The organism is Kamptonema formosum PCC 10802 (genome assembly GCF_000332335.1).
GTDB lineage: Bacteria > Cyanobacteriota > Cyanobacteriia > Cyanobacteriales > Oscillatoriaceae > Oscillatoria.
Window position 1 is genome coordinate 1949140 of the sequence record NZ_KB235948.1, and the last position, 26432, is coordinate 1975571.

A 26432-nucleotide genomic window follows, 5' to 3' on the forward strand; every position below is an offset into this window, starting at 1 on the left:
AGAATGTTTAATAATATGAGCTTGCCAGCTCGGATGTTCACTGCGTTTCTCTTTATGGGCTTAATTGTATTAATTGTGGCTCTAGTCGGCTGGAGCGCGACTTATCGGCTAAACACTCACCTTAATACGCTCAGCACAACTAGCCTGCCCAGTGTGCTAGGAATGTGGAAAATTAAAGAAGGGCAAACCCAAATCGAGTCCTCAGCTCGGGCTTTGCTCAACCCCAAACTCCTTGGGGCAGAAAGGCGGGCTGAATTAGCGAGTATCAGGCAAGCTTTGGAGCATATCGACGATGGATTCAGCCAATACGATCCCGCTCCCAGAACTGAAGAAGAAGAGAAACTATACAAAAAATTGCAAACGAACGGGAACAGGTGGAGGCAAGACCTGGAAGATTTCCTGCAACTCAATCAAGAATTCGAGAGCCTGGGGATTCTCAACCCCTTGGAAGTGCAGCTGGCGCTGGTGCGTCAGGGGCGGGAGAGATCGCCAGAAATGGCAGAGGCAAAAACGGCTACCAATCTTTTCAACAAACTTTACGAACGCTCCCAGGCTAACCGGATCTTTTTTGAGGGGCAAAACCAATCCATTTTAAAAATTTTGGAAATAAACGAGGAGGTAGCGACAGCAGCTTATAAGGCAGCCCAGGAGGATGTGAGCAAAAGCCTATTCTGGGCTGTCACCGGCCTGTTACTTGGCCCCCTCACGGCAGTGATTTTTGGCCTTTACTTCAGCAATACCATTGCTAAGCCCCTCGGTGCTAAGATTATAGGCGTCGTAACAGTAGCCGAACAGATATCTGCCGGCGATCTCACCACCTCTGTGCCGGTCCCGGAAGATCGGGACGAAATCGGAAAATTGCTGGTGGCTTTCCGCACCATGACAAAAAGCCTGAGTTCCTTAATTTCCCAAGTGCAGCAGTCCGGCATTCAAGTGACCAGCTCAGCCACCCAAATCGCCGCCTCTGGCAAACAATTAGAAGCCACGGTGCAAGAACAACTCGCCTCTACCAACGAAGTCGTCGCCACGGCGAAGGAGATTGCCGCCACTTCTGGGGAATTGGTGAGGACGATGGATGAAGTCACGGAGATGGCACACAGCACCGCGACGGCAGCCGGTGCCGGACAAAAAGACCTCTCACGCATGGAGGCAACGATGAGCCAGCTGGCAGACGCCACTTCTGCCATCTCTGCTAAACTGGGGGCGATCTCTGAAAAAGCCAATAACATCAATAGCATTGTTACCACGATCGCAAAAGTGGCTGACCAGACGAATTTGCTCTCCCTCAACGCCGCCATAGAGGCTGAGAAAGCGGGAGAGTACGGTTTGGGCTTTGCCGTCGTGGCGAGGGAAATTCGCCGGCTGGCTGACCAAACCGCTGTCGCTACCCTAGATATCGAGCAGATGGTGAAAGAGATGCAATCGGCAGTTTCCACCGGCGTGATGGAAATGGACAAATTCACCAGAGAAGTTAGCCGTGGGGTGGACGACATTCGCAATATCAGCGCCCAAATCGCGCAGATTATTGAGCGAGTGCAAGCGCTCACCCCGCGTTTTGAAGCAGTGAATCAGGGTGTGGAGGCTCAATCCACCGGCGCGACGCAAATCAGCGAGGCGATGGTGCAGTTAAGCGAAGCCTCCTCGCAAACCGCTCAGTCTCTGCGCGAAATCAACAGCGCGATTGGGCAGCTGAACGAGACGGCGCAAGGCTTGCGGCGAGAAATTTCTCGCTTCCAAGTCGGAGATTAAACCTTCCAGCTAAACCTTCTCAATGGAGAGCAGGGCTCGTGTTTAATAACATGACATTCCCAGCGCGGATGTTCAGCGCATTTATGTTCTTAGGTCTAATCGTCTTAATCGTGGCTCTTTTCGGCAGGGGCTCGACTTCCCGGTTGAGCAACCACATTCAGACCTTGAGCGCGAACAGCCTGCCTAGCGTCCTCGGACTGTGGGAAGTGAACGAGAGGCAAACGCAAATCGAGTCCTCAGAGCGAGCCTTGATCGACCCCAAACTCATCCTAGCAGAAAGGCAGGCAGAAATAGCGAGAATCCGGCGGGCGTCTGAGCAAATTGACGGGAGATTCAGCCAATACGAGGTTATCTGCGGTTCCCTAAAAAAAAGGTAACAAAATGACAGCAAACAAGGAACAAAGAACTAACAATTGCTGGAAGCGAATCGGAATTTGGGGCGACCGGTCTTGCCGGGAACTGAAAACCCACACTCACTGCCGCAATTGCCCTGTCTATTCTGCCGGCGGGCGCACTTTGCTGGAACGGATAGCGCCAACCGGCTATGTGAGTGAGTGGACTGATTTGCTGGCTGAGCAAAAAGAAGCTAGCGCCAAGGGCACTGTGCCGGTGGTTATCTTTCGCCTGGGAGTGGAGTGGCTGGCACTGCCGGCTGGCTTGTTCCAGGAAGTGACGCCGGTGTCGCCGGTGCGCACCCTGCCTCACCGCAGCAACGATATCCTGCAGGGGCTGGTGAACATCCGGGGCGAACTGCAAATGTGCGTCTCTCTCAGCAATCTCCTGAGACTGCACGCCGCACCGGCACCTGCCGGCAAGACTATAAACAGTGCTGTTTACAAACGGATGGTGGTTGTGGAAAAAGAAGGGAACCGCTGGGTCTTTCCCGTTGATGAAATCTATGGGGTTCACCGCATCGCCCCAGAGGAGGTGCGGAGTGCGCCGGCAACTGTCTCTAAAGTGCCCGACACTTATATCAAAGGAATGATTAGCTGGCGAGAGAAAAGCGTGAGTTACCTGGATGATGAGTTATTATTTTACACTCTGAACAAAAGACTTCTGTGATATATAGCGTTTTTCAGTTGGATGAACTATGGCCCAGAAACCCGGTTTCTTAAAGAAACCGGGTTTCTCAGTACCTCACTAATATGAGAGACGCTATAATATTTTCTCTGTTTGAGCCTGGAAACGAGAAAAAATAATCAACCGCCCCCGTGAGGGGACGCCAAGAAGGAAGAAGAGAGGGGATAGCACCCTACTGCTGAGAAATGAAAAATCAGAATATGAGCAACTACTCGATGATGGATTTATTCCGCACGGAGGTGGAAGCCCAAGCAGCCATATTGAATGAAGGTCTGCTGGCGCTGGAAACCAACCCGAATGACACTCGCTGCCTGGAATCGATGATGCGTGCCGCGCATTCAATCAAGGGGGCTGCCCGGATTGTCCAAATTAATGCTGCAGTCAGAGTCGCCCACGCTATGGAGGACTGCTTTGTTGCCGCCCAGAGAGGAGCCATCACCCTAACAGCAAACCAGATCGATGTCCTGCTGCAAGGGGCGGATTCGCTGCTGCGCATCGCCCGCGTCAGCGAAACCGAGTTAGTGAACTGGCAAGCGGAATATGAAGGGGAAATTGAGGCGTTGGTGACTGCAATTTCCGCCCTCCTGACACCGCTGCCGCCAGAGGGGAGCGCCGCACCGGCAGCCCGCCCGCCGCAGCAAAGTCCGCCGGCGCACAGCACATATATATCTCACTCCTGTGAGGCGCAAGCGGGGCGGGAGACAGGGGGAGAGGTTCCGCCCTCCACCTCCCCTGCAGTTGAGCCGGTGGCGATTCCAGCAATTCCGGCGGTGCGCGCACCCGAGAGGGCACTCCAGACGCCGGCAGTGCCCAGTTCGCCACCGGCAGATCGAGTGGTGCGGATGAGCGCGGAGAATTTAAATCGCTTAATGGGTTTGGCCGGCGAGTCTCTGGTGGAGGCGAACTGGCTGCAGCCGTTTGCGCAAGAACTGATGAAACTGAGAAACCGCCAAGCGGAACTGTCGAGCCACTTGGAAAAGCTACAGGAATCCCTTGAGGGCGAGCGTTTGAATGAGCGCAGCGAGGAGCATTTGAAAACAGCCCGCCAAAAAGCCAGTGAGTGCCGGCAGATGCTATCCGAGCGCCTTAACGAACTGGAGCTATTTGCCCGCCGGTCTGCAAATCTTTCCGACCGGCTCTACCAGGAAGTGATCGCCAGTCACATGCGCCCTTTTGGGGACAGAATGCAGGGTTTTCCGCGAATGGTGCGCGATTTAGCAAGACAGCTGGGCAAGCAAGTTAAATTGGAAATTGTCGGGCAATCGACTAAAGTTGACCGGGATATTTTAGAGAAGCTAGAGGCTCCCCTGACTCACATGCTGCGCAACGCTATCGATCACGGCATTGAGTCACCCGAGGAGCGTCTGGCGGCGGGGAAGCAGGCAGAAGGTAAGGTGCGCCTGGAAGCAGCGCACAGGGCCGGCATGCTCTCGATTGCCGTTTCTGACGATGGCAGGGGGGTTGATTTCCAGCTGTTGCGCCAAACAATCATTAGCAGAGGCATGGTAACAGCCGAAATGGCTGACCGGCTGACAGAAACCGAGCTGATGGACTTCCTATTTTTGCCCGGATTTTCCACAGCAAAAGCGGTGACGGAGATTTCCGGTCGCGGCGTCGGGCTGGACGTGGTGCAGAGCGCGGTGCAGGAGGTGGGCGGCGTTTTGCGAGCTTCAGCACAGCCGGGAAAGGGGATGATCGTTCACTTGCAATTGCCGCTCACCCTGTCTGTTATTCGCACGCTGCTGGTGGAAATCTCGGGAGAGCCTTTTGCGTTTCCGCTGACGCGCATTGAGCGGCTGGTGCGGGTTCCCAGAGCGGAGATTAGAGTTGCGGAAAATCACGAATATTTTATTGCAGACGAGCAAAATCTTGGTCTGGTGGCGGCGCATCAAGTGCTGGGGTTGAAGGAATCCCCCCCGCAGTCATCCGCGCTGCCGGTGGTTGTGATTAGCGACCGGTTCAGCCGCTACGGACTTGTGGTGAGCCGGTTTCTCGGCGAGCGCGATTTGGTGGTCAGACCTTTAGATCCGCGCCTGGGAAAAGTTAAGGATATTAGCGCCGCCGCTTTGCTGGAAGACGGCTCTCCGGTGCTGATTGTGGATGTGGAAGATATGGTGCGCTCCATTGACCACTTGCTCGCTACCGGGCCGTTGTGCCAGGTCGGTGGCGCTGAACACCCCACTGCGTCAAAGCCCCGCAAGCGCATCCTGGTAGTTGACGATTCGATTACTGTCCGCGAAATGGAGCGCCAGTTACTGCAAAATAACGGTTATGAGGTGGAAGTGGCTGTGAACGGGATGGATGGTTGGAATGCTATCCGCACCGGCCACTATGACTTGATTCTCACTGACGTTGACATGCCTCGCCTGAACGGGATTGAGCTGGTGAGTTTGATTAAAAGCCATCCGAATTTGAAGTCGCTACCTGTGATTATTGTTTCTTACAAAGACCGTGAGGAAGACCGCATCCGGGGGCTGGAAGCTGGGGCGAATTATTATTTAACTAAGAGCAGTTTCCACGACGACTCGCTGTTGCAGGCTGCGATAGACCTGATTGGCAATTAAATCTAGCACTTCTAAATGATTTGCGCAACCGCGCTGGGGGCTATAAACCCGGTTTCTAAAAGAAACCGGGTTTCTGGGTCCCTCACTCGGGGTGGGGTGCGCGGGCGCGTCACCCACCCTACTTCTCTAATTGCAATGCCATGCCCCACGCGATGATGCCCCACGCGATGATGCCCCACGCGATGATGCCCCCCACCCCCATTTTGATCCTTGTTATTTGTCGCTGTCTGCTGTAAAGTGTCAAAAATCCCAACTCCAGCCCCCAATGCCCCATGCCCCATGCCCCATGCCTCATGCCCCATGCCCCATGCCCCACGCCCAGTGACAGGCTTCGGATCGCGATCGTTAATGACACGCTGATCGCAGTGGAAGCGATATTGCAGGTCTTGGCTGCAGATCCGGACTGCAAAATTGTTTGGGTGGCTTGTAATGGTGCTGAAGCAGTCACTAAGTGCGCGATAGACCTTCCAGATTTGATTTTGATGGACTTGGGGATGCCGGTGATGGATGGTGTTGAGGCAACCCGCCGGATTGTCAGCCGTTTTCCCTGCGCTATTGTTGTGGTCACCGCCAGCGTTAAAAACCGGCTGTCGAAGGTTTTTGAAGCGATGGGCTGTGGGGCGCTGGATGCGGTCAATACCCCGACTCTGGGCGGTTCCGCTGAGGACAGGAGCGGTGAGTTGCTGCTGGCCAAAATCGCTACGGTGCGCAAATTGCTGGGCAAATCAACTCGCCGCAAATCTGAGCTAAGGTTGAATAAACAGGAACGGTGTTTTGCTCCCTCCCTGAGGCCGGTTGTGGCGATCGGGGCTTCCACCGGCGGTCCGCTGGCTCTGATGGCGGTCCTCTCCCGCTTGCCCAAAAATTTCTCAGCCGCAGTGGCGATTGTCCAGCATATAGACGCTCAGTTTGCCCCCGGATTGGTGGAGTGGCTCAACCAGCAGTCGCCCCTCCCCGTTCGGCTGGCGGTGGGGGGCGGGCGTTTGGAACCGGGAAAAGTTTTGGTGGCTGGAACGAATGACCACCTGGTTTTGTCTCCAGATTTGACGCTCAGGCACACCCGGGAACCGCGCGACTGTTTCTACCGTCCGTCTGTGGATGCTTTTTTCCTGAGTGTGGCCAAATACTGGCCGGGAAAGGGGGTGGGGGTACTCCTGACCGGCATGGGAAGGGATGGAGCCGCCGGTCTGATGTCGCTGCGGCGTGCCGGCTGGCACACTATCGCCCAAAACCGAGCCACCTGCGCGGTTTATGGCATGCCCAAAGCGGCGGCGGAGTTGGGAGCGGCTGTGGAAATTTTACCTATTGACGCAGTTGCGCCGGCCATTGTAAAGTTGTTTGGCTGCTAAGGTAACTGATTTCAACCGGCCAGTTTACCGCCCGATATCGGGGGATTTGATTGAGAGCGCCCGCGAACTCCTTACCCGGTCAGCGCTTTCGGCTTTCCCTCAGGACAGAGTTCCCAAATTTATTCAGCAGAAATTTCAGTATTTTTATCAGTCAGTCAAGCCCGTAAAATCCGTAGTTTCACTGTATCACCTGCGTGAGAAATATCTTAAAATTAAACTAAAGGTGCTTTGAAGAGGTTCGCCAGTTTTATAAAAATTTTATAATCAAACAACACTAAGCTAATCATCTTCTAGCTAGCCGGTCGAAAAATCTATTTTTTGGAAGATCCTGCCCAGAAGCCCCAGAAATTAAAAGTAGAGCAGCTTACCGCTAACCTCAGTAGAGGAGGAAACTAAGATGAGTGTCCCGACAGCCAGCGCCACCAACTCCGCTTCACCTTTGACGGGATATCCGATTAAAGTTCTGCTCATCGACGATCAGGAGATGATCGCTGAGGCGGTACGCCGCATGCTAGCGACTGAAGAGGATATTATTTTTCACTACTGCAGCGACCCAGCCCTAGCCCTTCAAATGGCTGCAGAGATTGCCCCGACAGTTATCTTGCAAGATTTAGTCATGCCGGATATTGATGGGTTGCTGCTGTTGCGTTTTTTGAGAGCGAATCCAGCCACCCGCGACATTCCTACAATCGTGCTTTCAGTCAAGGAAGAGGCCAAACTGAAAGCAGATGCCTTTGCCAGCGGGGCTAATGACTACTTGGTCAAACTTCCGGATAAAATTGAGCTGATTGCCCGCATCCGCTACCACTCAAAGGCGTATATTAGCCTGCTGGAACGGAATGAAGCGTATCAAGCCATGCAGCGCACCCAAGCTCAGCTGGTGCAGGCAGAAAAAATGTCCAGCTTGGGGAATCTGGTGGCCGGTATTGCCCACGAAATCAACAACCCCGTCAACTTCATCTACGGCAACCTCAGCCACGTCACTGAGTACATTGAGGGGCTGCTCAATCTGATCCACCTTTACCAGCAGCGCTGTCCCAACACTGACCCAGAAATTCAAGAACTGGTTGAAGATATAGAGTTAGAATTTGTGCTTGAGGATCTGCCCAAAATGCTATCCTCAATGAAGATGGGCACTGAACGCATCCGCCAGATTGTTATCACGTTGCGCAACTTCTCTAGGCTGGATGAAGCGGAGATGAAACCTGTTAACCTTCACGAAGGAATCGACAGTACGCTACTGATTTTGCAGCACCGGCTGAAGGCGAAGCAAAACCGCCCCGCTATTCAAGTCATCAAGGAATATGGCGATTTACCTCCCGTGGAATGCTATGCGGGATTGCTCAATCAGGTGTTTATGAACATTCTCAGCAATGCCATTGACGCCCTGCACGAACGCGACCGGCAGAGACTTCCAGAAGACATTAAGCGCAACCCCAGCACTATCACCATCCGCACTCTGGTTCAGGAGCGCAGCGGGGTGGCCATCTGCATTAAGGATAATGGCCCGGGAATTGCCGGCACTGTCAAAGCGCGGCTGTTTGAGCCTTTTTTCACGACCAAACCCGCCGGTGAGGGCACGGGGCTGGGACTTTCCATTAGCCACCAAATTGTCGTGGAAAAGCATGGGGGCGCGCTGCGGTGCGTCTCGGAACCGGGAGAAGGCGCTGAGTTTTGGATTGAAATTCCCTGCAGCGTGAAAGTTTCAAAAGACTTATCTAAAAGTAAGAAAAATCGGCAATTCCTGGAGCCCTATGTGGCCTAGCCCTTTTGGATTTTGGATTTTGGATTTTGGATTTTGGATTTTGGATTTGGCATTAAAAACCCGGGCATCAAGGGGTTTTCGTCGGGCGAAAAAAATACTATCTCCTTCAACTTTGTATTATAGCAGTATGCACTTAGGTTAAAACATTAGACCTTCAGGGCAGCCAGACGCTGGCCTACGTCTATATCCCAGTAGTAATATGGGTTAGGACAATAGAAGCCGGAGTGCGGGGGTGCAAAAGAGGCCGAAATGTACGAACCTAAGTGGCTACTGCTATATATCATATCCGGTTGAACGGCCTAGAAAAAACTGTTGGCCACGCCAGAGGCCAGAAAGCCGGTTTCTTTAAGAAACCGGGTTTCTTAACCCTCGGGTTTATTAACAAACAACAATTAACAAAAATTTAGTACAGGGTTTCACTCACAAAATGGGCAGATCAATGGTAAATTCTGTCCCCTCTCCCGGCAGAGAATGACAGCTCAGCCGCCCGCCATGTTTTTCTTCTACAATCTGGCGAGAAATAGACAGTCCGAAGCCGGTGCCTTTACCCACCGGCTTGGTGGTGAACAAGTGGTCGAACACCCGGGCGCGGACTGACTCGCTCATCCCCTGGCCATTGTCTTTAATAGAAATGACCAGCCGGTTTGAATCCACCAGGCCGGTGCGAATCTCAATCCGGTTGGGATTCGCCTCGATTTGCTCATAGGATCGCCCAGCGTTAGATTCGTCAAGGGCATCAATTGCATTGCTCAGCAGGTTCATAAATACCTGATTCAGCTGGCCCGGGTAACACTCAATCTCCGGCACCTCTCCATACTCGCGCACCACCCCGATTTCGGGGCGATCTTTGTTGGCTTTGATGCGGTGTTTCAAAATCGTTATTGTGCTGTCAATCCCCTCATGGATATTGAACTCCACCGGCGCGTTAGAATCCGAGCGAGAGAAGGTTCTCAGAGAGATGCTGATATTGCGCAGGCGGTCCGTTCCTTCCCGCATTGATAAAAGCATTTTTGGGAGGTCTTTGCTCAAAAACTCTAAATCAATTTCCTCAATAAACTCCTCAATATGAGAGCCTGGCTCCGGATATTCTTCCTGATATAGCTTCAGTAAAGCTAGCAAATTATGCATGTATTCTACCGTATGTTTGATATTGCCATCAATGAAATTTATGGGATTGTTGATTTCATGGGCCACCCCAGCCACGAGCTGGCCGAGTGTGGACATCTTTTCATTTTGCACCAGTTGCAGCTGAGATTGCTGCAAGTCGTGGAGCGCCTGACTCAGTTCGGCAGTCCGCTCCTCCACCCGTTTTTCCAGCTGTTCATTTTGCTCTAATAGCTTCTTCATCAGAGAGCGCAGTTTCAGGTGCACCCCGACGCGAGCTAAAACTTCTTCTTGCTGAAACGGCTTCGTAATATAGTCTACCGCTCCGATTTTTAACCCTTTTACCTTATCGACGGGATCGCTGAGAGCCGTCATAAAAATTACTGGAATGTCCTGGGTTTTGGGGTTGCTCTTTAGCCTGGTGCAGGTTTCAAACCCGTCAATCCCCGGCATCATTACATCCAGCAGGATCAGGTCAGGACTCGCGTACTCCGCCTGCTTGATCCCCCTTTCGCCATCCGTAGCCACCAAGATTGTCCACCCCGACTCAGCCATTGCTCCAGAAAGCACTCTCAAATTTGTTGCGTTATCGTCAACCAACAAAATTTTCCCCGTCATGGCTCGCCTCTAAAAAGACTTATCCTTTACCCGTCAATCTTACCACACCCATCTGCGGCTCAAGTCAAGCTTGTTAAACTGGGCTATCTGTCAAGAGGTGCGATCGCAAACTTTACTGGGAGCTTGGCGGGGAGGCTCCCAACGTTATTTCCTGGCTGCTCTCATATCCGGTTGCGCCAATTTTATAGCAGTAGCCACTTAGATTAGGACATTCAACCTTCAGGCCCGGCGGACGCCGCACCTACGTCTATATCCCAGCATTAATATGGGTTAGAACAATAGGATCCGGAGTGCGGGGGTGCAGGCCGAAATGTACGAACCTAAGTGCATACTGCTATATATCGCTGCAGGGCGCGGTATCCCCGGAGGTGTATCACCCGATACATTTGCTTGTTGGGGTTTGTGCGATGTGCCGGTGGCAAAGACTATATAGCGTTTCTCATCCTTTGTGAGGTGCTGAGAAACCCGGTTTCTTAAAGAAACCGGGTTTCTGGGGGCTATATATAGCGTTCTAGTTGTGAGAGCTGAGTTCCCCGGTTTCTTTAAGGAACGGGGGCTCTACAATCTCTCAAGTCTCTACCCCGAATTTTTCAACCAGCTCTCGACAAATTTTTCGATTTCCTCTATGGCAAAGCTGTCCGCAAATTGCCGCACCTGCGCGGCAAACGGGGCGTACCTCGCATCGGATTTCTCTAGTTCGGCGCACGCCTCCTCTATCTCCTGAATATTTCCCATCATCGCTAAGTCGTAGAGTTTTTCTAATTCCGCTTTCGGTGGGGCAACTATCTCACTCGTCTCTTCCTTCTTCTTCCTGCCTTCTTCTTGGCGCGCCGGCTTTGGCTCCTCCTCGCAGATCCATTGCAGCTCCAGATGCTCCTGCAAGATCGTCAAAAGGTCGTCAACCCGCACCGGCTTGGGCAAAAAATCACTGGCTCCCGCCTCCAAACTTTTCTGCCGGTCACTCTCAAAAACACTCGCCGAAGAAACAATCACCGGCACAGTGTTCAGCTGGGGGTTGCTGCGGATGCGCCCCAGCATCTCAACGCCGTCCATCACCGGCATGGCTAAGTCCGTTACAATCAAGTCCGGCGGGCGCTCGGCTGCCCTGTCCAGCCCTTCTTCACCGTTGCTAGCCTCGATCGCAGAAAACCCAATCGATTCCAGCAGGGTGACGAGAACTGACCGGTTTTCTGGGCGGTCGTCCACGATCAGGACAGCCGGCTTTTTCCCTTGAATGCCAATAATTTTCCCCCGCTTCTCGGCGGAAGCTTCCTGCAGCCAGTCTGCAGCCACCGGCACATCCGCATCAAACCAAAAAACCGACCCCTCTCCATAGCGCGAGCGCACCTCCAACTGGCTGCCCATCAAATTAACAATTTTCTGGCTAATCGCCAGCCCCAGTCCCGTCCCTTCCGCCATCCGCGATTTGTCCCCCACCTGCTCGAAGGGCAAAAAAATCTTTTCCAGCTGTTCCGGAGTCATCCCAATGCCGGTGTCTCCCACGGAAAACCGGATGCTGGTCATCGGACACTGGGCATTGGGCATTGGGCACTGGGTGCCGGCGGTTATTTCTTTTCCCTCACGCCCTATCACCTCTACCTTAAAAATCACTTTCCCGCTGTCCGTAAACTTAATCGCATTGCCCAGCAAATTGATTAACACTTGCCGCAGCCGCTTTTCATCAGCGCGGATGCCGGTGGGAAGCCCCGATAAATTGGGAGCGGCAAACTCAATCCCCTTTTCTTCCGCTTTGATGCGGCAAATTTCGGACACGCCTATTAAAAACGTGTTAAAATTGAACTCTGTGGGGTGCAGCTCCAGTTTGCCGGCCTCAATTTTCGAGAGGTCGAGAATGTCGTTTATTAAGGTCAGCAGGTGAGAGCCGCACTGGTAAATAATCCCAATTTTTTCCCGCTCTTTGACCGGCACTGCCGGCGAGCGCTGCAAAATTTGCGCGTAGCCCAAAATCCCATTCAGGGGAGTGCGGAGTTCGTGGCTCATGTTCGCCAGAAACTCGCTTTTTGCCTGATTGGCCGCCTCCGCCCCAATTTTAGCTCTCTCAGCCGCCAGTTTGGCTTCCTGGAGTTCCGCAGTGCGCTCCTCAACCCGCTGTTCCAGGGTTCGCGAATAGTCGGTGAGTTTTTCGTTGGCGCGTTTCAATTGCCAAATCTGGTGGCAGTTCGTAACCGCCAGGGCAGAAACCGTCAGAGCCACTAAGGGGGAAATGACAGGAATCACCCAGCCGCCCAAAAAGGCGACATAGCAGAGGCAGATAAGAATAGAACCCGCGACGAGAATTCCCAAAACGATTCTCCCCAGTCCAACAATCTTTTTATGAAAATGAGACGCCAGCAGCACTCTCCGACTTCCCGCCGCACCAATTCCAGACCAAACCAGAACCCACAGCCACTCCACCGGATGCGGCCAAGCTCTCAGCAACGTCCGCCCGTCTAGTGCGGCGCTCACTATCTGGCTGGTTACGTTGGCGTGAATCACAACCCCCGGCATTCGCGACTGGTCTTTGCTGGCCGTGTTGCTGTAGGGAGTGAAAACATAATCGTTCAGGCTTTTGGCCGCCGAACCGATTAAAATAATGCGGTCGCGAACTGAGTCGGGCGCTGTGCGGTTTTGCAGAACATCCGTCACCGATAGGATTTGGAAGCTGTTTTTCGTGCCGCGATAGTTCATCAGGATTTGGTAGCCGCCGATATCCTCAGGGCGGTAGTTCCCCTCACTGCCGGTCAGCGGCACAAAGAGGGCTTTGCCCAGTCTCAGGTGCATCTTTTTGGCATTGACCATCTCTAGGGTAACGCCTTTCTCTTGCAGGTACATCAGTGCCAAGCGAACCCCCAGTCCCAGCTTGTCTGTGCCGGAAGTATCCTTTGCTGACATTAAAGCGCGGCGGATTTTTCCATCCGCATCGGGCACCAAATCGGCGATGCCCACTCGATCGAGTTTGCTGAGCACCGGCGGCGGGGCGACTTTTTGCCCGACAATTTTTTCCACCCCGATCAGATTCGGGGTGGACTTCATCACCTGCAGCAGTTTCTCGTGTCCCGGTTCCGCCGGCAGATCCCGATAAATATCCAGCCCGATGGCTGCCGGCTTTTGCGCCCTGAGTTTCTCGATTAACTCCGCCATCACCGCATCGGGAATTGGCCATTTCCCGACCGCCCTAATGTCCGGCTCATCAATCGCCACAATCGCAATGCGACTGTCCGCCGGCTCAGCGGGACGCAGTTGAAAAAAACGATCGGCAGCCGCCCAATCCAGCAGCTGAAACAGTCCCGCTCCGTTCATGGCGATAGCGAACCCCGCCACAGTGGTAGCCGTGACGAGGACGGTTGAGTGTTTTTCCCACCACTGCCGAACTTTCCCATAAAACCACATAAAAAGAGAGTCAGAGTTACCGAGTGAGTGGCTGCGTCGCAATTGCCTTCAGTCCCGCTGAGGTTAACAGTTCCTCCCAGTTACTTTCCAGGTTAGAATCTTGCGGCTGTTGCTGGCGAGCGGCGGCTAGAGCGCTCACCGCTTCGTACCAAATTCCTTCTTCCCCATAAGCCGCTGATCGCTCCAGGTTTGTGGTAGCTTTCTCCAGCTTCCTTTCCAGGGCGGGATTGATTTGGGTCCGGCGCACCAACCCCTCCACCAGGGGGTTGTCCGGGTCAAACTCAGCGTAACAGTGCACCTCCAGCATCCATTTGTAGTTTTTGCCCACCTGCAGCGCCGGTGCTGTTGCCGGAAGGGCAACGCCCACCACACCCCCCCCAGACGGGAGCGGCACTTTGGTCTGGTAAAGCAGATTTTCCGATTCGTCTTGCAGGCTGAAGGACGCTTCTTTCGCTGTCATTGCCGGCACGAATACAAAAAAAGTCGGGCGCTCCCCTACAGTCAGTCCCACACTGCTGCTGGGGATGAGCGCCGTCGCGCCTTGCTCTGAGGACGCACCGGTCCGAGCCTCACACTGGCTGCCGGTGCGGGTGGCTCCCCCAGTCGTTTCCTGCTGGGGAGTTCCCTTCGTGCCCTGCGGTGCCGAGAAGGTCACGGCGTCTGCCTGCGCTGTAGCCAGCAGCGAGCCCCCGCTCAGCAGCAGGGCTGCTGTGAGAAAAACAACTTGCTTTTTTGGAAGGTTCGATCGTAGCATATTTTTCATCCTTTAGATAGATATGCGCTTTTTTGACTTTGTGTTAAAAAGGCGCATTTTATAACCCATTCCCCACCAAAACGAACGGGGCCCAGTAAAAGGGGTGTTCGTACTTCGGCTGTTTTAGCAGCGCTAACTGAGCTTGGCGCAGCGCTTCTGCTTTAGTGAACCCTGGCGCGTTCAGCTGCTTGTAAAACTCAGCCATCATCGAGAGCGGTGGACGGGTCTTTTACTGACCAGAGTGTCGCCATCGTTGAGCGTGCGCCGCTTTTTACTGCCAGCCCCGCCAAGCCCAAAGCAGCTCGGTCATCCCCTTTTGCCCTCTGGCAGGCGCTCAAGACCAATAACTCAATCGCCCGATCGCCAGTCTCATTCCTTTCCCGAAGCCGGTCCCCAAAATCCCCTACATTAATCTTACCATCTCACGTCAAAATAAAAGTATTTTCGGCGCTAGAGCTGAACTGGCCGTGAGTGGTGAGGTGCAGGACTGGGGTGGCGGTTTTTGACAGGGCAGTTTGTATAGAATCCGTGGTAAAGTCCTGATCGAGCAGCACCTTGAAGGAAACCTCCGACGCCACTCGCTCTATTTCTGCTCTCACTTCGAGACAGGCGTCCCGAAAAAAGTTGTCCAGCTCCGCAAGTTGCAGCCCTTCGATCGCCTCGCGGGCTTGTTTGAGGTTTTTTTGGCCCGGCTCCCCGAGCAGCAGCAAGCTGACCAGCTGCCGGCACACCGGCTCGACTCCTTCGCGGAAGGAAAACTGAATATTTATTTAGAAAAGGCTGAAGGAGCGCTTCGGGCTGTCCCACAGGTGCTTTCGCACGCTGGGCGAGCTCGCCGGAACCGCGCCACCGCCGGCTCCATGATGTCCGGCTGGCTGTCCATTTGGGGGGAGTGGCGGGGTGGGTTGCTGTTCTGCGCTTTGATGCCGGCAATTTTATCGCCGGCAGCGCACCCCGCAAGGGCTGTGGGGTGGGATAGTACAGGAGTTGCGGGAAACATTGAGGGAAAGTAAATCTTCAAGGCTTCCCCCGAACGCGCCGGCTGTCTCGCAACTCTGCTTGCGGGAGGCGGTTTTTGGAGGGAAACGGTTTATAGCCTTTCTCATATTGATCGGGTACTGAGAAACCCGGTTTCTTAAAGAAACCGGGTTTCTGGGCCAGAGTTCATCCAACGGAGAGCCGCTATATGTGGATTTTTCCGCTCGCTGGCAGCGGGCCAGGATTGACAGTTGCTAACTAACTGGTGGAGAATTCTTTAAAGTCGGCTTGACATGCTGCCGGTGCTGTGTTATAAGTATTTTCAACTGGCCGGTGACGGACAGAAGAATGACATAAGACCAAAACAGCAACGAGGAGAGACAAACAGTGGTACTGCAACGAGAATGGCGACAGATAGTCAACCAAGTGTGCCAGCTTATAGCCCGGGCTTGGCTGGACGAAAAGTTCAAGGCACAATTCATCGCCAATCCCCAACAGATTCTCGAAGAAGCTGGAATTGATGTTCCCGAGGGAGTAGACGTCAGGATTGATGAGTCCGCTAATATCTGGAGTGTTCAGGAATCAGAAGATGGGTCGGGTGCGGTTTGGACAATTCCGCTGCCACCCAAGCTAGCCGACGTCACAGACGAACAGCTCACGGACTTAATTCAGGGACGGATTTCTTCAGACCAAGTTCGCGCCACAACCTTGTGTTGATAGCATTCCTGCCTCTTGATAGCGATTGTTTCCCAGTGTGGGGATGCGACATGTCGCGTCTGTGCTGGGTGGGATAGTACAGGAGTTGGGGGTAGTATTGAGGGAAAGCAAGCCCTCAATGATTCCCCCTATCACCTGGCTGTCTCGCAACTCTGCTTGCGGGAGGCGGTTTTTGGAGTGGGAAACGGTGTGTGTGGATTTTTTCGGTCGCTGGCAGCGGGCCAGGATTGACAGTTGCTAACTAACTGGTGGGGAATTCTTTAAAGTCGGCTTGACATGCTGCCGGTGCTGTGTTATAAGTATTTTCAACTGGCCGGTGACGGACAGAAGAATGACATAAGACCAAGACAGCAACGAGGAGAGACAAACAGTGGTACTAAGTTTGACGCCGCAAGATATCGGCAACCAAGTGTCCAAGCTTATAGCCCGGGCTTGGCTGGACGAAAAGTTCAAGGCAGAATTCATCGCCAATCCCCGACAGATTCTCGAAGAAGCTGGGATTGATGTTCCCGATGGACTAGAAGTCAGGATTGATGAGTCCGCTAATATCTGGAGTGTTCAGGAATCAGAAGATGGGTCGGGTGCGGTTTGGACAATTCCGCTGCCACCCAAGCTAGCCGACGTCACAGACGAACAGCTCACGGACTTAATTCAGGGACGGATTTCTTCAGACCAAGTTCGCGCCACAACCTTGTGTTGATAGCATTCCTGCCTCTTGATAGCGATTGTTTCCCAGTGTGGGGATGCGACATGTCGCGTCTGTGCTGGGTGGGATAGTTGGGCATGAGTGGGGTGCGTTACTATTCTACGCTTTGATGCCGGCGATTTTTTCCGATGCCGGCAACGCACCCTACTGAGTTTCACACCCATTTAGCAAAGGTTGAAGAAGCGCTTCGGGTTGTCCCAGAGGAGCTTTCGCACGGTTGACTCACCGAGCCGGTCTGCTAGCGCCACCGCCCGCTCTACGATGTCGGGCTGGCTGTCCATGTGCGGGTAGTCGGAACCAAAAAGCAGGTTGTCTGTGCCGGTGTGGCGGATAACTTCCTCCAGGTAAGGTTCGTTGGGATCGACGCTGATGAAGCACTGCCTTTGGAAATACTCAGAAGGCTTCATCTTGACGTTATCTCGCACCTCCCACGCCAGATCCTCCCACTCCCTGTCCAGCCGCCACAGCCAGTAGGGCAGCCATCCGCAGCCGGCTTCAAAAAAACCCACCCGCAATCCGGGATGGCGCTCCAGCACGCCCCCTTCTATCAGCGCTAGCAGCCCCATCATCTGCTCTATCGGATGGGAGCAGGCGTGCAGGGCGAAACGGGTGTCAAACCGGTCGGCACCGGCAGCCGGCAGCCGGCAGTGGCTCCCCTCGTGAATGCAGACTGCCACTCCCATGCGATCGCACTCGCTCCAAAACGGCTCGTAAGCTGGGTCGCTCAGCGAGCGCCCCTTCACCAGATTCGGTCGCAAAAATACCGCCTTCCAGCCAAATTCCGCCAGCCGGTGCAATTCCGGCACCATCTCTTCCGGCGCGTGCTGGTTAATTGCCCCTATCCCCCACAGCCTTTGCGGATCGTAGCTGCAAAAGTCGCGCAGCCAGCTGTTGTATGCGCGTGCCAGCGCACCGGCAAGCTTTGCCTCCATCGTATCCACCGCCAGCATCCCAAGGCCCACCGTCGGGTACAGGAAGGCCATGTCAACCCCGTTCTTCTGCATCGTTTTTATATACGACTCCGCATCGAAACCCCGGACAACCGCCATGCCATGATTGCGAATCACCTGCCGCGCCGCTTCAGTTTGAACCGCTTTAGATAGCTTGTTCCAAATTGGAACGCCCTCGACTTTGAGGCCGGTTTCGTCACAGTAGGGTGCCCGACTCTTGAAGGCCGGCTCGATATATTTCTCCCACATCTCGAAGGGCTCAATGACATGGCAGTCTGCATCCAGAATGCTAAATCCTTTAAACATAGGTTCTCCTTTTTTTAGTTTATTCTCGTTCCCCACCTTCTCGGCGAATGGAATTCGCGGCTACACAAACGAAGTCCGCCTGCGCGGACTTAAAGAAGAAATATACTCTTATAGCGCTTTGCATCTGGGTGAAGTACAGTCTGGAGATCCCCCCAAACCCCCCTTAAAAAGTCCTCAACCTTCTCGGCGAATGGAATTCGCGGCTACACAAACGAAGTCCGCCTGCGCGGACTTAAAGAAGAAATATACTCTTAAAACCCTTGCCTTGCGGTTTTTTTTCTCGGTTTAAAAACCGCGCAGATTGTGAGAGTCTCGCTCTACTCTTAGCCCGCGTAGGCGGGCTTCGTCTGTATAGCCGCGATTTCCAATCGCCAGGAACCTCGGCTAATCGCCAGGAACCTCGGCTAATCGCCGAGGAACTAGCTGTAGGTCTAACCCCTCACGCATTCGCCAACAGCTTCTTTCAACCGCCGAGAGACTTTTCAGAAAAACACGGGAATTGGATTGAGCTCACTCTCCCTCAAAGGTGCCGGCAGCCAGCCCAATTTCACCGGCACGTCATACAGACGCCCCGGAGCCAGCCGCCGCCAAAAATGCCGCATGCCCGGAACAATCACCCTCACCACATTCAGTCCGATATCCGGGCGGGTTTGGTCTAATACTAGCATTTCCAGCCCCAGTTTGTCAAGCAGTTTGACGCAAGTTTCCACGTCTTCTTTCAGGTCGTCTGTGGCTAAATATTCATAGTCGCCAAGCCGTTTGTCCGGGACATTTGCGTCTGGAATTAAATAGGGCTGATTCTCTACCGTTGCGGTTTCCCACCACTCGATTGCGAAATCTTCCCAAGCACTGTACCGCACGCTACCGTCTGGCGCAACCTCAGAAACAGCCGGGAGAATCTGATTCATTTCGGTTAGCGCCCGCAGCAGGGCGATTTTGGGGTCGAAATGGGCTCCGAAGCCGAAAATAATATCTTCCACCGGCTTGTCTGTTCTGCGAGAAATGGCGGCACAAACCGGAATCTTCATATCTGCGGTCAGGTCCAGCACCCAAAACTCGCGATTGAATGTTTTATAATAGTCTTTTAGGGCTTGACAGTAGGGTTCGCCAAAACTCTCTAAATCTACTGCCGGTCGCTTGACGCGATTGTACCACCACAGCGCTACGCTATCTCGCTCGACTAGCTCCATGAACCCTTGCACGATGGCTTCTTCTTTGGTATTGCCGGCAGCGCAGCCATTGGAATCGGTGCCGCAAACTGTGTTAGGATAGTCTGGATAGGCGTAGTAGCAAAAAGCCGTTGGCAAATACTTCCAAGTTTGGCCCGTGAAAGACCACACCGGCGTCCACTCGATTTCCCGCGTTTCGTCGAAGGGTTCAAAAACTTTACTGAAATCGCTGGTTTTGCTGGCGTTCCACTCGCGGCGGGTGCGGTACTGCTCTTCGCTGAAATTCATGCAGGCATTGGGGTGAATCGCCGCCTCTCCCATTTGCTGCAGGGTGCCTTTGTAGCGGGTTTCGTATCCCTCGTACAAGCCGGAATATCTCTCTAGCGCTTCGCAGACGGCGCTGGCTTTGGCTTGGATTTCGGTTTTGCCTTTGCCGGCGCTGCTGTTGCGGATTCCTTTCTTTAGGAAGTACAGATCGTCGGCTGATATCCGGGAGAAATTGTGCCCGGAATAATATAAATGCATCACCCCCCCTGATGGCTGTGACGCTTGTTTCATATATTTGACCGCACCGGCAATCGGGCTGATGTGGTGCTCGTATTTTTTCAGGGTTGCTTCGGGAGAAAAGGAGCGGTGCCCTCCGTCAGCGGTAAAGGTTTTCTTGCCGGAGGTTAAAATAATTGGGGAGGGCTGCCGGTTTTGCCAGTATTCCGGAGCGCCGCAAGCCTCACACTGCGGGCGTTTGACGGCGGTGTGGCTTTCGGTTTTCAGGGCGAGAGCGTCAAAAGTAATGACCTTGCCTTCTAGGGCGGGATTTTCTCGCTTCAGCACCCACTTTACCAGTTCGGTGGTGGCTAAGTCCAGACCGATTTTAGCGGTTGGGTAAAAGGCGGGGGCGGGAGCGAATGCGGAGGATTCCGGGATGCCTTTTTTCTTCTGGATGAACTGTTCGACGGGGCGGTTGCTGCGCAAGCGCTGCGCCAAACACTCCCAGCACGGGGTTTTTTCGGGATGAAATATTGGCCCTATCCAGATAGAGATGCCGGCGGGTTTGACGAGCATCCACGGGCGCTGTAACTGCATGGCTTTTTGATTCCACTCGGCTAGCCCCTCTCGCAGGTAGTCGTCTGCCAGCACGACTTCTATGTCGCCGTCTTCGCAGACTTGAATGTTCAGCGATTTCAGTTTTTCCAGAAAGGGTTTGGCATCCACCGCGCCGAAGCTGCGGACTGATACTTTGGTGGATTGCAGCGCCTGAGCTGCCGGTTGCCGGTGGACCTTCAAAATATCGGCGATTGCCGCAATTTCTGGCGGCAATTCGCCACTGTCCTCGACGGTATAGCCTTTGCGCTCCATCTGCATTAGCGCGTAGTACGCCTCGGCGGCGGAGATTTCTGGCTGCAAGCGCTCGACGATTTCGTCTGCGGTGCGGCACCCGTCAATTAAGGGGGCGATCCGCTCGTAAGTGCGACCTTTCAGGACGTAAGAATCTGACTCGGAGAGGAGAAACACCCCTACGGACTCGACTATTTCCACGCGGTAACAGCTTTTAAATTTGGGTGGGTGAAGCATTTTTGAAGAAGTGGGATAAATTTTCAGATTCTCGTTCGTTGCGGGGTGGGGTTGAGCGAGTGGGAAACCCACCCGGTGAGTGAGAAATCACTTACAGGGTTCAGGATATCACAAGCAACAGGGGCGTCAATATCTTTAATTATCTCTTTAGAATTGTCCTGTTCAGGGTTGCGGAGGCCCAGGTCTGCACCGGCGCAGGACCGGCGGAAGAACCCCACCCCCCAACACGCCCGACGCGCGCGCCCGCCGGCACTCGCGCCCCCAATGTGAAAAAGGCGTAGGACAGGCGTCCCGCCTGTCCTCACAAAGCCGGCACGCCCGACGCGCGCTTGAGCGCCGGCACTCGCGCCCCCAATGTAAAAAAGGCGTAGGACAGGCGTCCCGCCTGTCCTCACAAAGCCGGCACGCCCGACGCTTAAGCCGGTTTCTTGAGGGGGGGCAGAAACGGATTTCTTTTCAGCACAAGAAAGCCGGTTTCTTGACTTGTTTCAAGTGGCTCTCAGCGCTTGGTGCAGCCTTGCGGCTGCCAAGAATTGGCTCGCGCAACAGTCGCCACTAATTCCACAACCCCGTCAGGACGAACCACCACAGCCGTCGCTTCTTGCAGGGGCTTCTTGACGAGGATTTTCCCGCTCTCACCGGCAGGAACTCCCACCAAAGCCGGCACAGCGGACTGCAGCCGGTTGTCTTCCGACGCCGGCGGAGGGCTATCTGTTTCAGAGAAATCCCGAACGTCCCGCCAAACGGTACTGCCCAAAAGTGGCTGTGTCGGATCTTCTGGCAAACCGCCGCGCCCGATGACGGTAAAAGTATTCCCCCGATCCGTCTCACAGCCGCCGGCAATCTGCTGGTTGGGGTCGATAGGATTTTGGGCCAACTCCACCAGTCCAGATTTGAGGTCAGTATTGGGCGTTTGGATTTCCACTACGCCGCTGAATTCGGCACCGCGGGCAGAAGTCGCCGTAATGGCGCTCTCCCGAGACAGGAAAACGCCCTGTGCGGCAATGCTGACCCGCCCCCCCCTGCCCTCTTGGGCGTTAGCGGCGATGGTGCTATTTTCCAAAGCTGCGAGAGTATCGGTATTGATAATAATGTTGCCGCCATCGCCCGCGCCGGTCACTTGGGCGGCATAGAAAGCCGCTAAATCAGGCGGGAGTCCGAACGGATTTTTAGCGCTGCCCGCCGTGACGCTGATGGTGCTGCTGTTGCGCAGTTGCAAAGAGCGCGAGCGCAACGTGATATTGCCGCCTTCCCCGAAAGCTGTCTCCGCCGCAATGCTGGCTTTATTGTCCAGCAGGATTGTGTCTGCGATTACTTCCAAACTCCCACCACTTCCGGGAGACAAATTGCTCATAGTGATAATCGCTCCATCTCGAACGATTAACTTTCCAGTCGAGATCGTCACATTCCCCCCTCCCGTTCCCGTTGCCAAGGGGGTGGTTGCAGCCAGTAAAGTTGTGGGAAAGGCAAACGCATCTCTAGTTTTGCCACTCAATTCTACCGATTGTGTTGCGTTGATAATCGCATTTCCCGGACGACCTGCGCCCCCGCTATTGGGCGCTATAGCCGCTCCATTGCGGGCAATCAACCGCCCGGTGTTCAGCCGCATCTCTCCCGCATTGCCGGCACCCGTGGTCGCGGCGAACAAAACAGAAGAGATAAACAGGGGCGTCCCGTCGGAACGCACAACCACGAGCACATTGTTTCCCAATACTTCTATGGAATCAGAGGCATTGACCGTGAGATCCCCCCCCTGACCGGCTCCATTCGTACTGGCGCTAACATATCCCACATCTTTGACGCTAAGCCGACCCGTGTTAACCGTCAGATTGCCACTCGATCCAGGAGAATCGAGAACGGTGTAAGTCTCCAGCCGAGAAGCACTGATCTCTACCGATTCAGGTGCATTCACCGTCACATCTCCCCCCCGACCGGTACCGCTGGTATAGGTGCCGATAACTGCACTGTTTCGCTCACTCAGCAGAGGCGCATTAATCTCCACATTGCCGCTCGCTCTCGCACCCGATGTCACGGAAAACAAGCCGGTGGGGAGTTCCAGCGGGTTGCTGAAGTCAGTTTCATTAATCGTTACAGTATCTTTCGCCAAATTTCCCGTTCCGACTAGCTCCAAGGATTGCGAGGCATTAATGTTGATATCACCTCCCGCTTGCGACCCGGAATTCAGCGCATAAATCCGCGAACCAGACATCACTTGAACTGCCCGCCCCCGCACCATAACCGCACTGCTGGGAGTTCCACTGGCATCTACCATAGCTCCCTGCGTGAGCCCCACATCTCGGAAGTCCCTCACGCCCTCATATCCCAGCGCCAAACTGCTCCCTGTTGCGCTAATACTGACGGAACTATTCTCCCCCACACCGGCAAGTTCAATTCGCCCACCGGCAACCGTTACATGTCCCCCCGCCAAACTCACCTCCCCCCCCACCAGCGCCAGCGTTTTCCCTGGAAGCACAGACAGTCCCACCGTTTTGCCGGTGCTATTTGCAGCCACAGATTGATTCACAATCCTCCCCGGATTTTGCCCCAATTGCAACCCGACAGGCACGCTCACCGTCAGCACCGGTTTTGCCGCCGTATCTTTAGCGCTGAAAACGCTGCCATCCGCAAAGTTGAAGCGCTCTCCCGTGCTGGCAAAAAACGAGCCGCCGATATTCAGCTTAGCATTGGGGCCAAAGATAATCCCGTTCGGGTTGAGCAGGAATAAATTCGCCCCGCCATTGGCTCTCAGCGTGCCGTCTATATTGGAAACTTTCCCGCCGGTGACGCGCGTGAAGATATTCTCAATTGCCGGGGCGCTATTGAAGTGAGCCTCTGTGTCTTTTGGTAAAGAGAACTCCCGGAAACTGTGAAATAGATTGCCGCCGGCACTCGTTCCCCCCTCGATTTTCAGCGCCGAACCCTGTTGCGAGACGGTGGAATTATTTGGCAGCGTCGCGTCTGGGACGATTTGCGCTCCTGAGGGAGAGGGAGCGAGCAGAGATAATGTAGCGAGCGCCACAAAAGGAAGCCGGACGTGGTAAAATGGTTTCATAGTTTCTGGGGCATTCAAATAGAACTGAGTGAGCTTTTCTCAAATTTCATTCAAAGGAGGCCGGTTGAGACCTGTAAGAATTCCTTAATGTTAGCCGCGAAGGCCCACAGCACGAATCGTTAAACTAAGAATACCACGGGCGCAACACTATAGATACACGGCTTAATATAGTTTATAGGAATGGACAGTAAGTTTAGGGCATGGGGCATGGGGCATGGCGCATGGCGCATGGCGCATGGCGCATGGGGCAGTGGGCGATGGGGCATTGGGCGGGCATGGGGCATGGGGCATGGCGCATGGCGCATGGGCATGGGGCTTAATGTCCTTTCCCAATATGACTGCTGCTATACCCGCTCCCCGCACAATCGAATTGCAGGCGGTTACAATTGTATTGCAGGCGGGTACAATGAGATTGTATGCCCATACAATGGGATTGTATGCCGATACAATGGGATTGTATGCCGATACAATGGGATTGTCTGCCGATACAATGGGATTGTATGCCCATACAATGGGATTGTATGCCGATACAATGGGATTGTATGCCGATACAATGGGATTGTATGCCGATACAATGGGATTGTATGCCGATACAATGGGATTGTATGCCGGTGCGAAGGCATTGTCTGCCGGTGCGAAGGCATTGTCTGCCGGTGCGAAGGCATTGTCTGCCGGTGCGAAGGCATTGTCTGCCGGTGCGAAGGCATTGTCTGCCGATAAGCTGTTAGGCTTTTAACCTACTTTTCCGTTGAAAGGAGGCAGAGCCTCCAGATTGCGTTCCCAGCCTGAGGCTGGGAACGAGAGAATGCGATGATGCCGGTTTTTAAAACAGGAAGTAGCGCTGCGCCAGTGGCAAAACCTCTGCCGGCTCGCAGGTGAGGAGTTCGCCATCCGCCCTCACTTCATAGGTTTCTGGATCGACTTCCATCTGGGGGAGGGCGTCATTCAGTTTCATATCGCGCTTGGAGAGCCGGCGCGTCTGGGAAACCGGCACCGCCTGCTTGCGCAACCCCAGCCGGTTGGGAATATCCAGCTCCAGCGCCGCCTGAGAGACAAACGTCAGCGATGTGGCGTGGCGAGCGCCGGCAAAGCTGCCAAACATCGGGCGCATGTGCACCGGCTGCGGCGTGGGGATACTTGCATTGGCGTCCCCCATCTGCGACCATGCGATCGCACCGCCCTTAATCACCATCTCCGGCTTCACCCCAAAAAATGCCGGTCGCCACAGGCACAAATCCGCCAGCTTTCCCTCCTCCACGGAACCGACACAACCGGCAATCCCGTGAGCTCGCGCAGGGTTAATCGTGTATTTGGCGATGTAGCGCTTCGCCCGGAAGTTGTCGGCGCGCTCCCCCTCTCCCCCAGGGGCACAGAGCAATCCCCGCTGCAGCTTCATCTTGTGCGCGGTTTGCCAAGTGCGAATTATCACCTCGCCCACTCTCCCCATCGCCTGGGAATCAGACGAAATCATGCTAAACGCGCCCAAATCGTGTAAAATATCCTCAGCGGCAATCGTTTCCCGGCGAATCCGCGACTCAGCAAAGGCCACATCCTCTGGAATGCTCCTGTCCAGGTGGTGGCACACCATCAGCATATCCAGGTGTTCTTCCAGGGTGTTGCCGGTGTAGGGGCGAGTCGGGTTAGTCGAAGAGGGCAGCACATTCGCCTCGCCGCAGACTTTAATAATATCTGGCGCGTGCCCCCCACCGGCACCCTCGGTGTGGTAGGTGTGGATAGTGCGCCCTTTGAAAGCGGCGACAGTGGTTTCCACAAAACCGGCTTCATTGAGGGTGTCGGTGTGAATCGCAACCTGCACGTCAAACTCATCCGCCACACTCAAACAGGTGTCAATCGCTGCCGGTGTGGTCCCCCAGTCTTCGTGCAGTTTCAAACCCATCGCACCGGCTTGGATTTGCTCGCGCAGCGCCAGAGGCAGGCTGCTGTTTCCTTTGCCCAAAAATCCCAAATTCACCGGAAAAGCGTCAGCCGCTTGCAGCATCCGGTAAATATTCCAAGGTCCCGGCGTGCAGGTGGTGGCGTTAGTGCCGGTGGCGGGGCCGGTGCCTCCGCCTATCATAGTAGTAATCCCCGATGCGATGGCGACTTCTATCTGTTGCGGGCAAATGAAGTGAATGTGGGCGTCGATCCCGCCGGCAGTCAGAATCATCCCCTCGCCGGCAATCGCTTCCGTGCCCGGACCTATAATAATGTTTACATTATCTTGGATGTGGGGGTTGCCGGCTTTCCCAATCTTAAAAATTAGCCCGTCTTTAATCCCGATGTCTGCTTTCACCACCCCCCACCAGTCCAGGATTAAAGCGTTGGTAATCACCACATCGGCAGCACCATCCGCATTAGAAATCGGGGACTGTCCCATGCCATCTCGGATCACTTTGCCGCCGCCAAACTTGACCTCATCGCCGTATGTGGTATAATCCCGCTCGACTTCTATGAACAAGTCCGTGTCTGCGAGGCGCACCCGGTCCCCGACAGTTGGCCCAAAGGTTTCGGCGTAGGCTCGCCGGTTCATTCTGTAGCCCATAATTTTCTCCTTTTCCTCCCCCTCAATTTTATGCCGGTTTGCCAAAGAAGAACTGAAGAACGCATGT

General features: G+C 54.2%; 19 protein-coding genes and 1 pseudogene. 11 read left to right on the top strand and 9 right to left on the bottom strand.

Translation table 11 applies throughout. From position 1 onward, the window contains the following. The first annotated feature begins 3 nt into the window (after positions 1 to 3). From OSC10802_RS56130 to OSC10802_RS49185, 7 genes are all read left to right on the top strand, one after another. On the top strand, positions 4 to 1749 hold the full coding sequence (locus tag OSC10802_RS56130) for a methyl-accepting chemotaxis protein (RefSeq protein WP_017716333.1): 1746 nt from the start codon (positions 4 to 6) through the stop codon (positions 1747 to 1749). 38 nt (positions 1750 to 1787) lie between these two features. Then, on the top strand, positions 1788 to 2126 hold the full coding sequence (locus tag OSC10802_RS0108350; protein WP_155967457.1) for an MCP four helix bundle domain-containing protein: 339 nt from the start codon (positions 1788 to 1790) through the stop codon (positions 2124 to 2126). A gap of 4 nt (positions 2127 to 2130) precedes the next feature. Beyond that, positions 2131 to 2811, top strand: a complete 681-nt coding sequence (locus OSC10802_RS0108355; protein ID WP_017716335.1) for a chemotaxis protein CheW — start codon at positions 2131 to 2133, stop codon at positions 2809 to 2811. A 203-nt stretch (positions 2812 to 3014) separates the two neighbouring features. Next, the gene (locus OSC10802_RS0108360) at positions 3015 to 5393 is read left to right on the top strand and encodes a hybrid sensor histidine kinase/response regulator (protein WP_026098296.1); all 2379 of its coding nucleotides are present in this window, start codon (positions 3015 to 3017) and stop codon (positions 5391 to 5393) included. Positions 5394 to 5686: 293 nt separating this feature from the next. Beyond that, a complete protein-coding gene (locus tag OSC10802_RS0108370; RefSeq protein WP_044170016.1) occupies positions 5687 to 6742 on the top strand; it encodes a chemotaxis response regulator protein-glutamate methylesterase in 1056 nt (351 codons plus the stop codon). Between the two features lie 397 nt (positions 6743 to 7139). Beyond that, the gene (locus OSC10802_RS39230) at positions 7140 to 8507 is read left to right on the top strand and encodes a sensor histidine kinase (protein ID WP_017716340.1); all 1368 of its coding nucleotides are present in this window, start codon (positions 7140 to 7142) and stop codon (positions 8505 to 8507) included. Between the two features lie 263 nt (positions 8508 to 8770). After that, a complete protein-coding gene (locus OSC10802_RS49185) occupies positions 8771 to 8914 on the top strand; it encodes a hypothetical protein (RefSeq protein ID WP_155967458.1) in 144 nt (47 codons plus the stop codon). 13 nt (positions 8915 to 8927) lie between these two features. Here OSC10802_RS49185 and OSC10802_RS0108395 read toward each other — a convergent pair whose 3' ends face one another. The 5 genes and pseudogenes from OSC10802_RS0108395 to OSC10802_RS52695 all read right to left on the bottom strand — a co-directional run bounded on the left by OSC10802_RS0108395 (position 8928) and on the right by OSC10802_RS52695 (position 15394). Beyond that, the gene (locus OSC10802_RS0108395) at positions 8928 to 10229 is read right to left on the bottom strand and encodes a hybrid sensor histidine kinase/response regulator (RefSeq protein ID WP_017716342.1); all 1302 of its coding nucleotides are present in this window, start codon (positions 10227 to 10229) and stop codon (positions 8928 to 8930) included. 576 nt (positions 10230 to 10805) lie between these two features. Continuing rightward, positions 10806 to 13619: a CHASE2 domain-containing protein gene (locus OSC10802_RS0108400; RefSeq protein ID WP_017716343.1), complete on the bottom strand. Its 2814-nt coding sequence runs from the start codon at positions 13617 to 13619 to the stop codon at positions 10806 to 10808. 16 nt (positions 13620 to 13635) lie between these two features. Continuing rightward, on the bottom strand, positions 13636 to 14373 hold the full coding sequence (locus OSC10802_RS0108405; protein ID WP_026098298.1) for a DUF928 domain-containing protein: 738 nt from the start codon (positions 14371 to 14373) through the stop codon (positions 13636 to 13638). Between the two features lie 58 nt (positions 14374 to 14431). Beyond that, positions 14432 to 15137, bottom strand: a pseudogene (locus OSC10802_RS47490) (CHAT domain-containing protein); the annotation flags it as partial. Positions 15138 to 15139: 2 nt separating this feature from the next. After that, entirely contained in the window at positions 15140 to 15394 is a 255-nt protein-coding gene (locus OSC10802_RS52695) for a hypothetical protein (protein ID WP_232731647.1), read from the bottom strand. A gap of 344 nt (positions 15395 to 15738) precedes the next feature. On the opposite strand from OSC10802_RS52695, the gene OSC10802_RS39235 reads away from it, so the two are divergent. The 3 genes from OSC10802_RS39235 (at position 15739) to OSC10802_RS39240 (ending at position 16768) form a co-directional block, all read left to right on the top strand. Next, positions 15739 to 16068, top strand: a complete 330-nt coding sequence (locus OSC10802_RS39235) for a hypothetical protein (RefSeq protein ID WP_232731648.1) — start codon at positions 15739 to 15741, stop codon at positions 16066 to 16068. Between the two features lie 43 nt (positions 16069 to 16111). Continuing rightward, on the top strand, positions 16112 to 16309 hold the full coding sequence (locus tag OSC10802_RS54175; protein ID WP_232731649.1) for a hypothetical protein: 198 nt from the start codon (positions 16112 to 16114) through the stop codon (positions 16307 to 16309). Positions 16310 to 16438: 129 nt separating this feature from the next. Next, the gene (locus tag OSC10802_RS39240) at positions 16439 to 16768 is read left to right on the top strand and encodes a hypothetical protein (RefSeq protein ID WP_232731650.1); all 330 of its coding nucleotides are present in this window, start codon (positions 16439 to 16441) and stop codon (positions 16766 to 16768) included. 170 nt (positions 16769 to 16938) lie between these two features. Here OSC10802_RS39240 and OSC10802_RS0108440 read toward each other — a convergent pair whose 3' ends face one another. The 3 genes from OSC10802_RS0108440 to OSC10802_RS39245 form a co-directional block, all read right to left on the bottom strand. Continuing rightward, positions 16939 to 18030: an amidohydrolase family protein gene (locus OSC10802_RS0108440; RefSeq protein ID WP_017716349.1), complete on the bottom strand. Its 1092-nt coding sequence runs from the start codon at positions 18028 to 18030 to the stop codon at positions 16939 to 16941. Positions 18031 to 18512: 482 nt separating this feature from the next. After that, the gene (locus tag OSC10802_RS0108445) at positions 18513 to 20771 is read right to left on the bottom strand and encodes a TOMM precursor leader peptide-binding protein (RefSeq protein ID WP_017716350.1); all 2259 of its coding nucleotides are present in this window, start codon (positions 20769 to 20771) and stop codon (positions 18513 to 18515) included. A 499-nt stretch (positions 20772 to 21270) separates the two neighbouring features. Beyond that, the gene (locus OSC10802_RS39245; RefSeq protein WP_017716352.1) at positions 21271 to 23823 is read right to left on the bottom strand and encodes a two-partner secretion domain-containing protein; all 2553 of its coding nucleotides are present in this window, start codon (positions 23821 to 23823) and stop codon (positions 21271 to 21273) included. Positions 23824 to 24157: 334 nt separating this feature from the next. Here OSC10802_RS39245 and OSC10802_RS39250 point away from each other — a divergent pair, with 334 nt between their 5' ends. Beyond that, entirely contained in the window at positions 24158 to 24559 is a 402-nt protein-coding gene (locus tag OSC10802_RS39250) for a hypothetical protein (protein WP_155967460.1), read from the top strand. Positions 24560 to 24646: 87 nt separating this feature from the next. Here the strand turns inward: OSC10802_RS39250 and ureC are convergent, their stop codons facing one another. After that, positions 24647 to 26365 carry an urease subunit alpha gene (ureC, locus tag OSC10802_RS0108460; RefSeq protein WP_017716354.1) on the bottom strand — a complete coding sequence of 573 codons (1719 nt, stop codon included), beginning with the start codon at positions 26363 to 26365 and terminating at the stop codon, positions 24647 to 24649. Positions 26366 to 26432: the final 67 nt, after the last annotated feature.

Excerpts from the sequence above, each read along its gene's own strand:
- OSC10802_RS54175 (WP_232731649.1), top strand. The coding sequence starts at position 16,112 with ATGCGACATGTCGCGTCTGTGCTGGGTGGGATAGTACAGGAGTTGGGG.
- OSC10802_RS39250 (WP_155967460.1), top strand. The coding sequence starts at position 24,158 with ATGACTGCTGCTATACCCGCTCCCCGCACAATCGAATTGCAGGCGGTT.
- OSC10802_RS0108445 (WP_017716350.1), bottom strand. The coding sequence starts at position 20,771 with ATGCTTCACCCACCCAAATTTAAAAGCTGTTACCGCGTGGAAATAGTC.
- OSC10802_RS0108360 (WP_026098296.1), top strand. The coding sequence starts at position 3,015 with ATGAAAAATCAGAATATGAGCAACTACTCGATGATGGATTTATTCCGC.
- OSC10802_RS39245 (WP_017716352.1), bottom strand. The coding sequence starts at position 23,823 with ATGAAACCATTTTACCACGTCCGGCTTCCTTTTGTGGCGCTCGCTACA.
- OSC10802_RS0108440 (WP_017716349.1), bottom strand. The coding sequence starts at position 18,030 with ATGTTTAAAGGATTTAGCATTCTGGATGCAGACTGCCATGTCATTGAG.
- OSC10802_RS0108370 (WP_044170016.1), top strand. The coding sequence starts at position 5,687 with ATGCCCCATGCCCCATGCCCCACGCCCAGTGACAGGCTTCGGATCGCG.
- OSC10802_RS0108405 (WP_026098298.1), bottom strand. The coding sequence starts at position 14,373 with ATGCTACGATCGAACCTTCCAAAAAAGCAAGTTGTTTTTCTCACAGCA.
- OSC10802_RS0108355 (WP_017716335.1), top strand. The coding sequence starts at position 2,131 with ATGACAGCAAACAAGGAACAAAGAACTAACAATTGCTGGAAGCGAATC.
- OSC10802_RS0108400 (WP_017716343.1), bottom strand. The coding sequence starts at position 13,619 with ATGTGGTTTTATGGGAAAGTTCGGCAGTGGTGGGAAAAACACTCAACC.
- OSC10802_RS56130 (WP_017716333.1), top strand. The coding sequence starts at position 4 with ATGTTTAATAATATGAGCTTGCCAGCTCGGATGTTCACTGCGTTTCTC.
- OSC10802_RS39230 (WP_017716340.1), top strand. The coding sequence starts at position 7,140 with ATGAGTGTCCCGACAGCCAGCGCCACCAACTCCGCTTCACCTTTGACG.
- ureC (WP_017716354.1), bottom strand. The coding sequence starts at position 26,365 with ATGGGCTACAGAATGAACCGGCGAGCCTACGCCGAAACCTTTGGGCCA.
- OSC10802_RS0108395 (WP_017716342.1), bottom strand. The coding sequence starts at position 10,229 with ATGACGGGGAAAATTTTGTTGGTTGACGATAACGCAACAAATTTGAGA.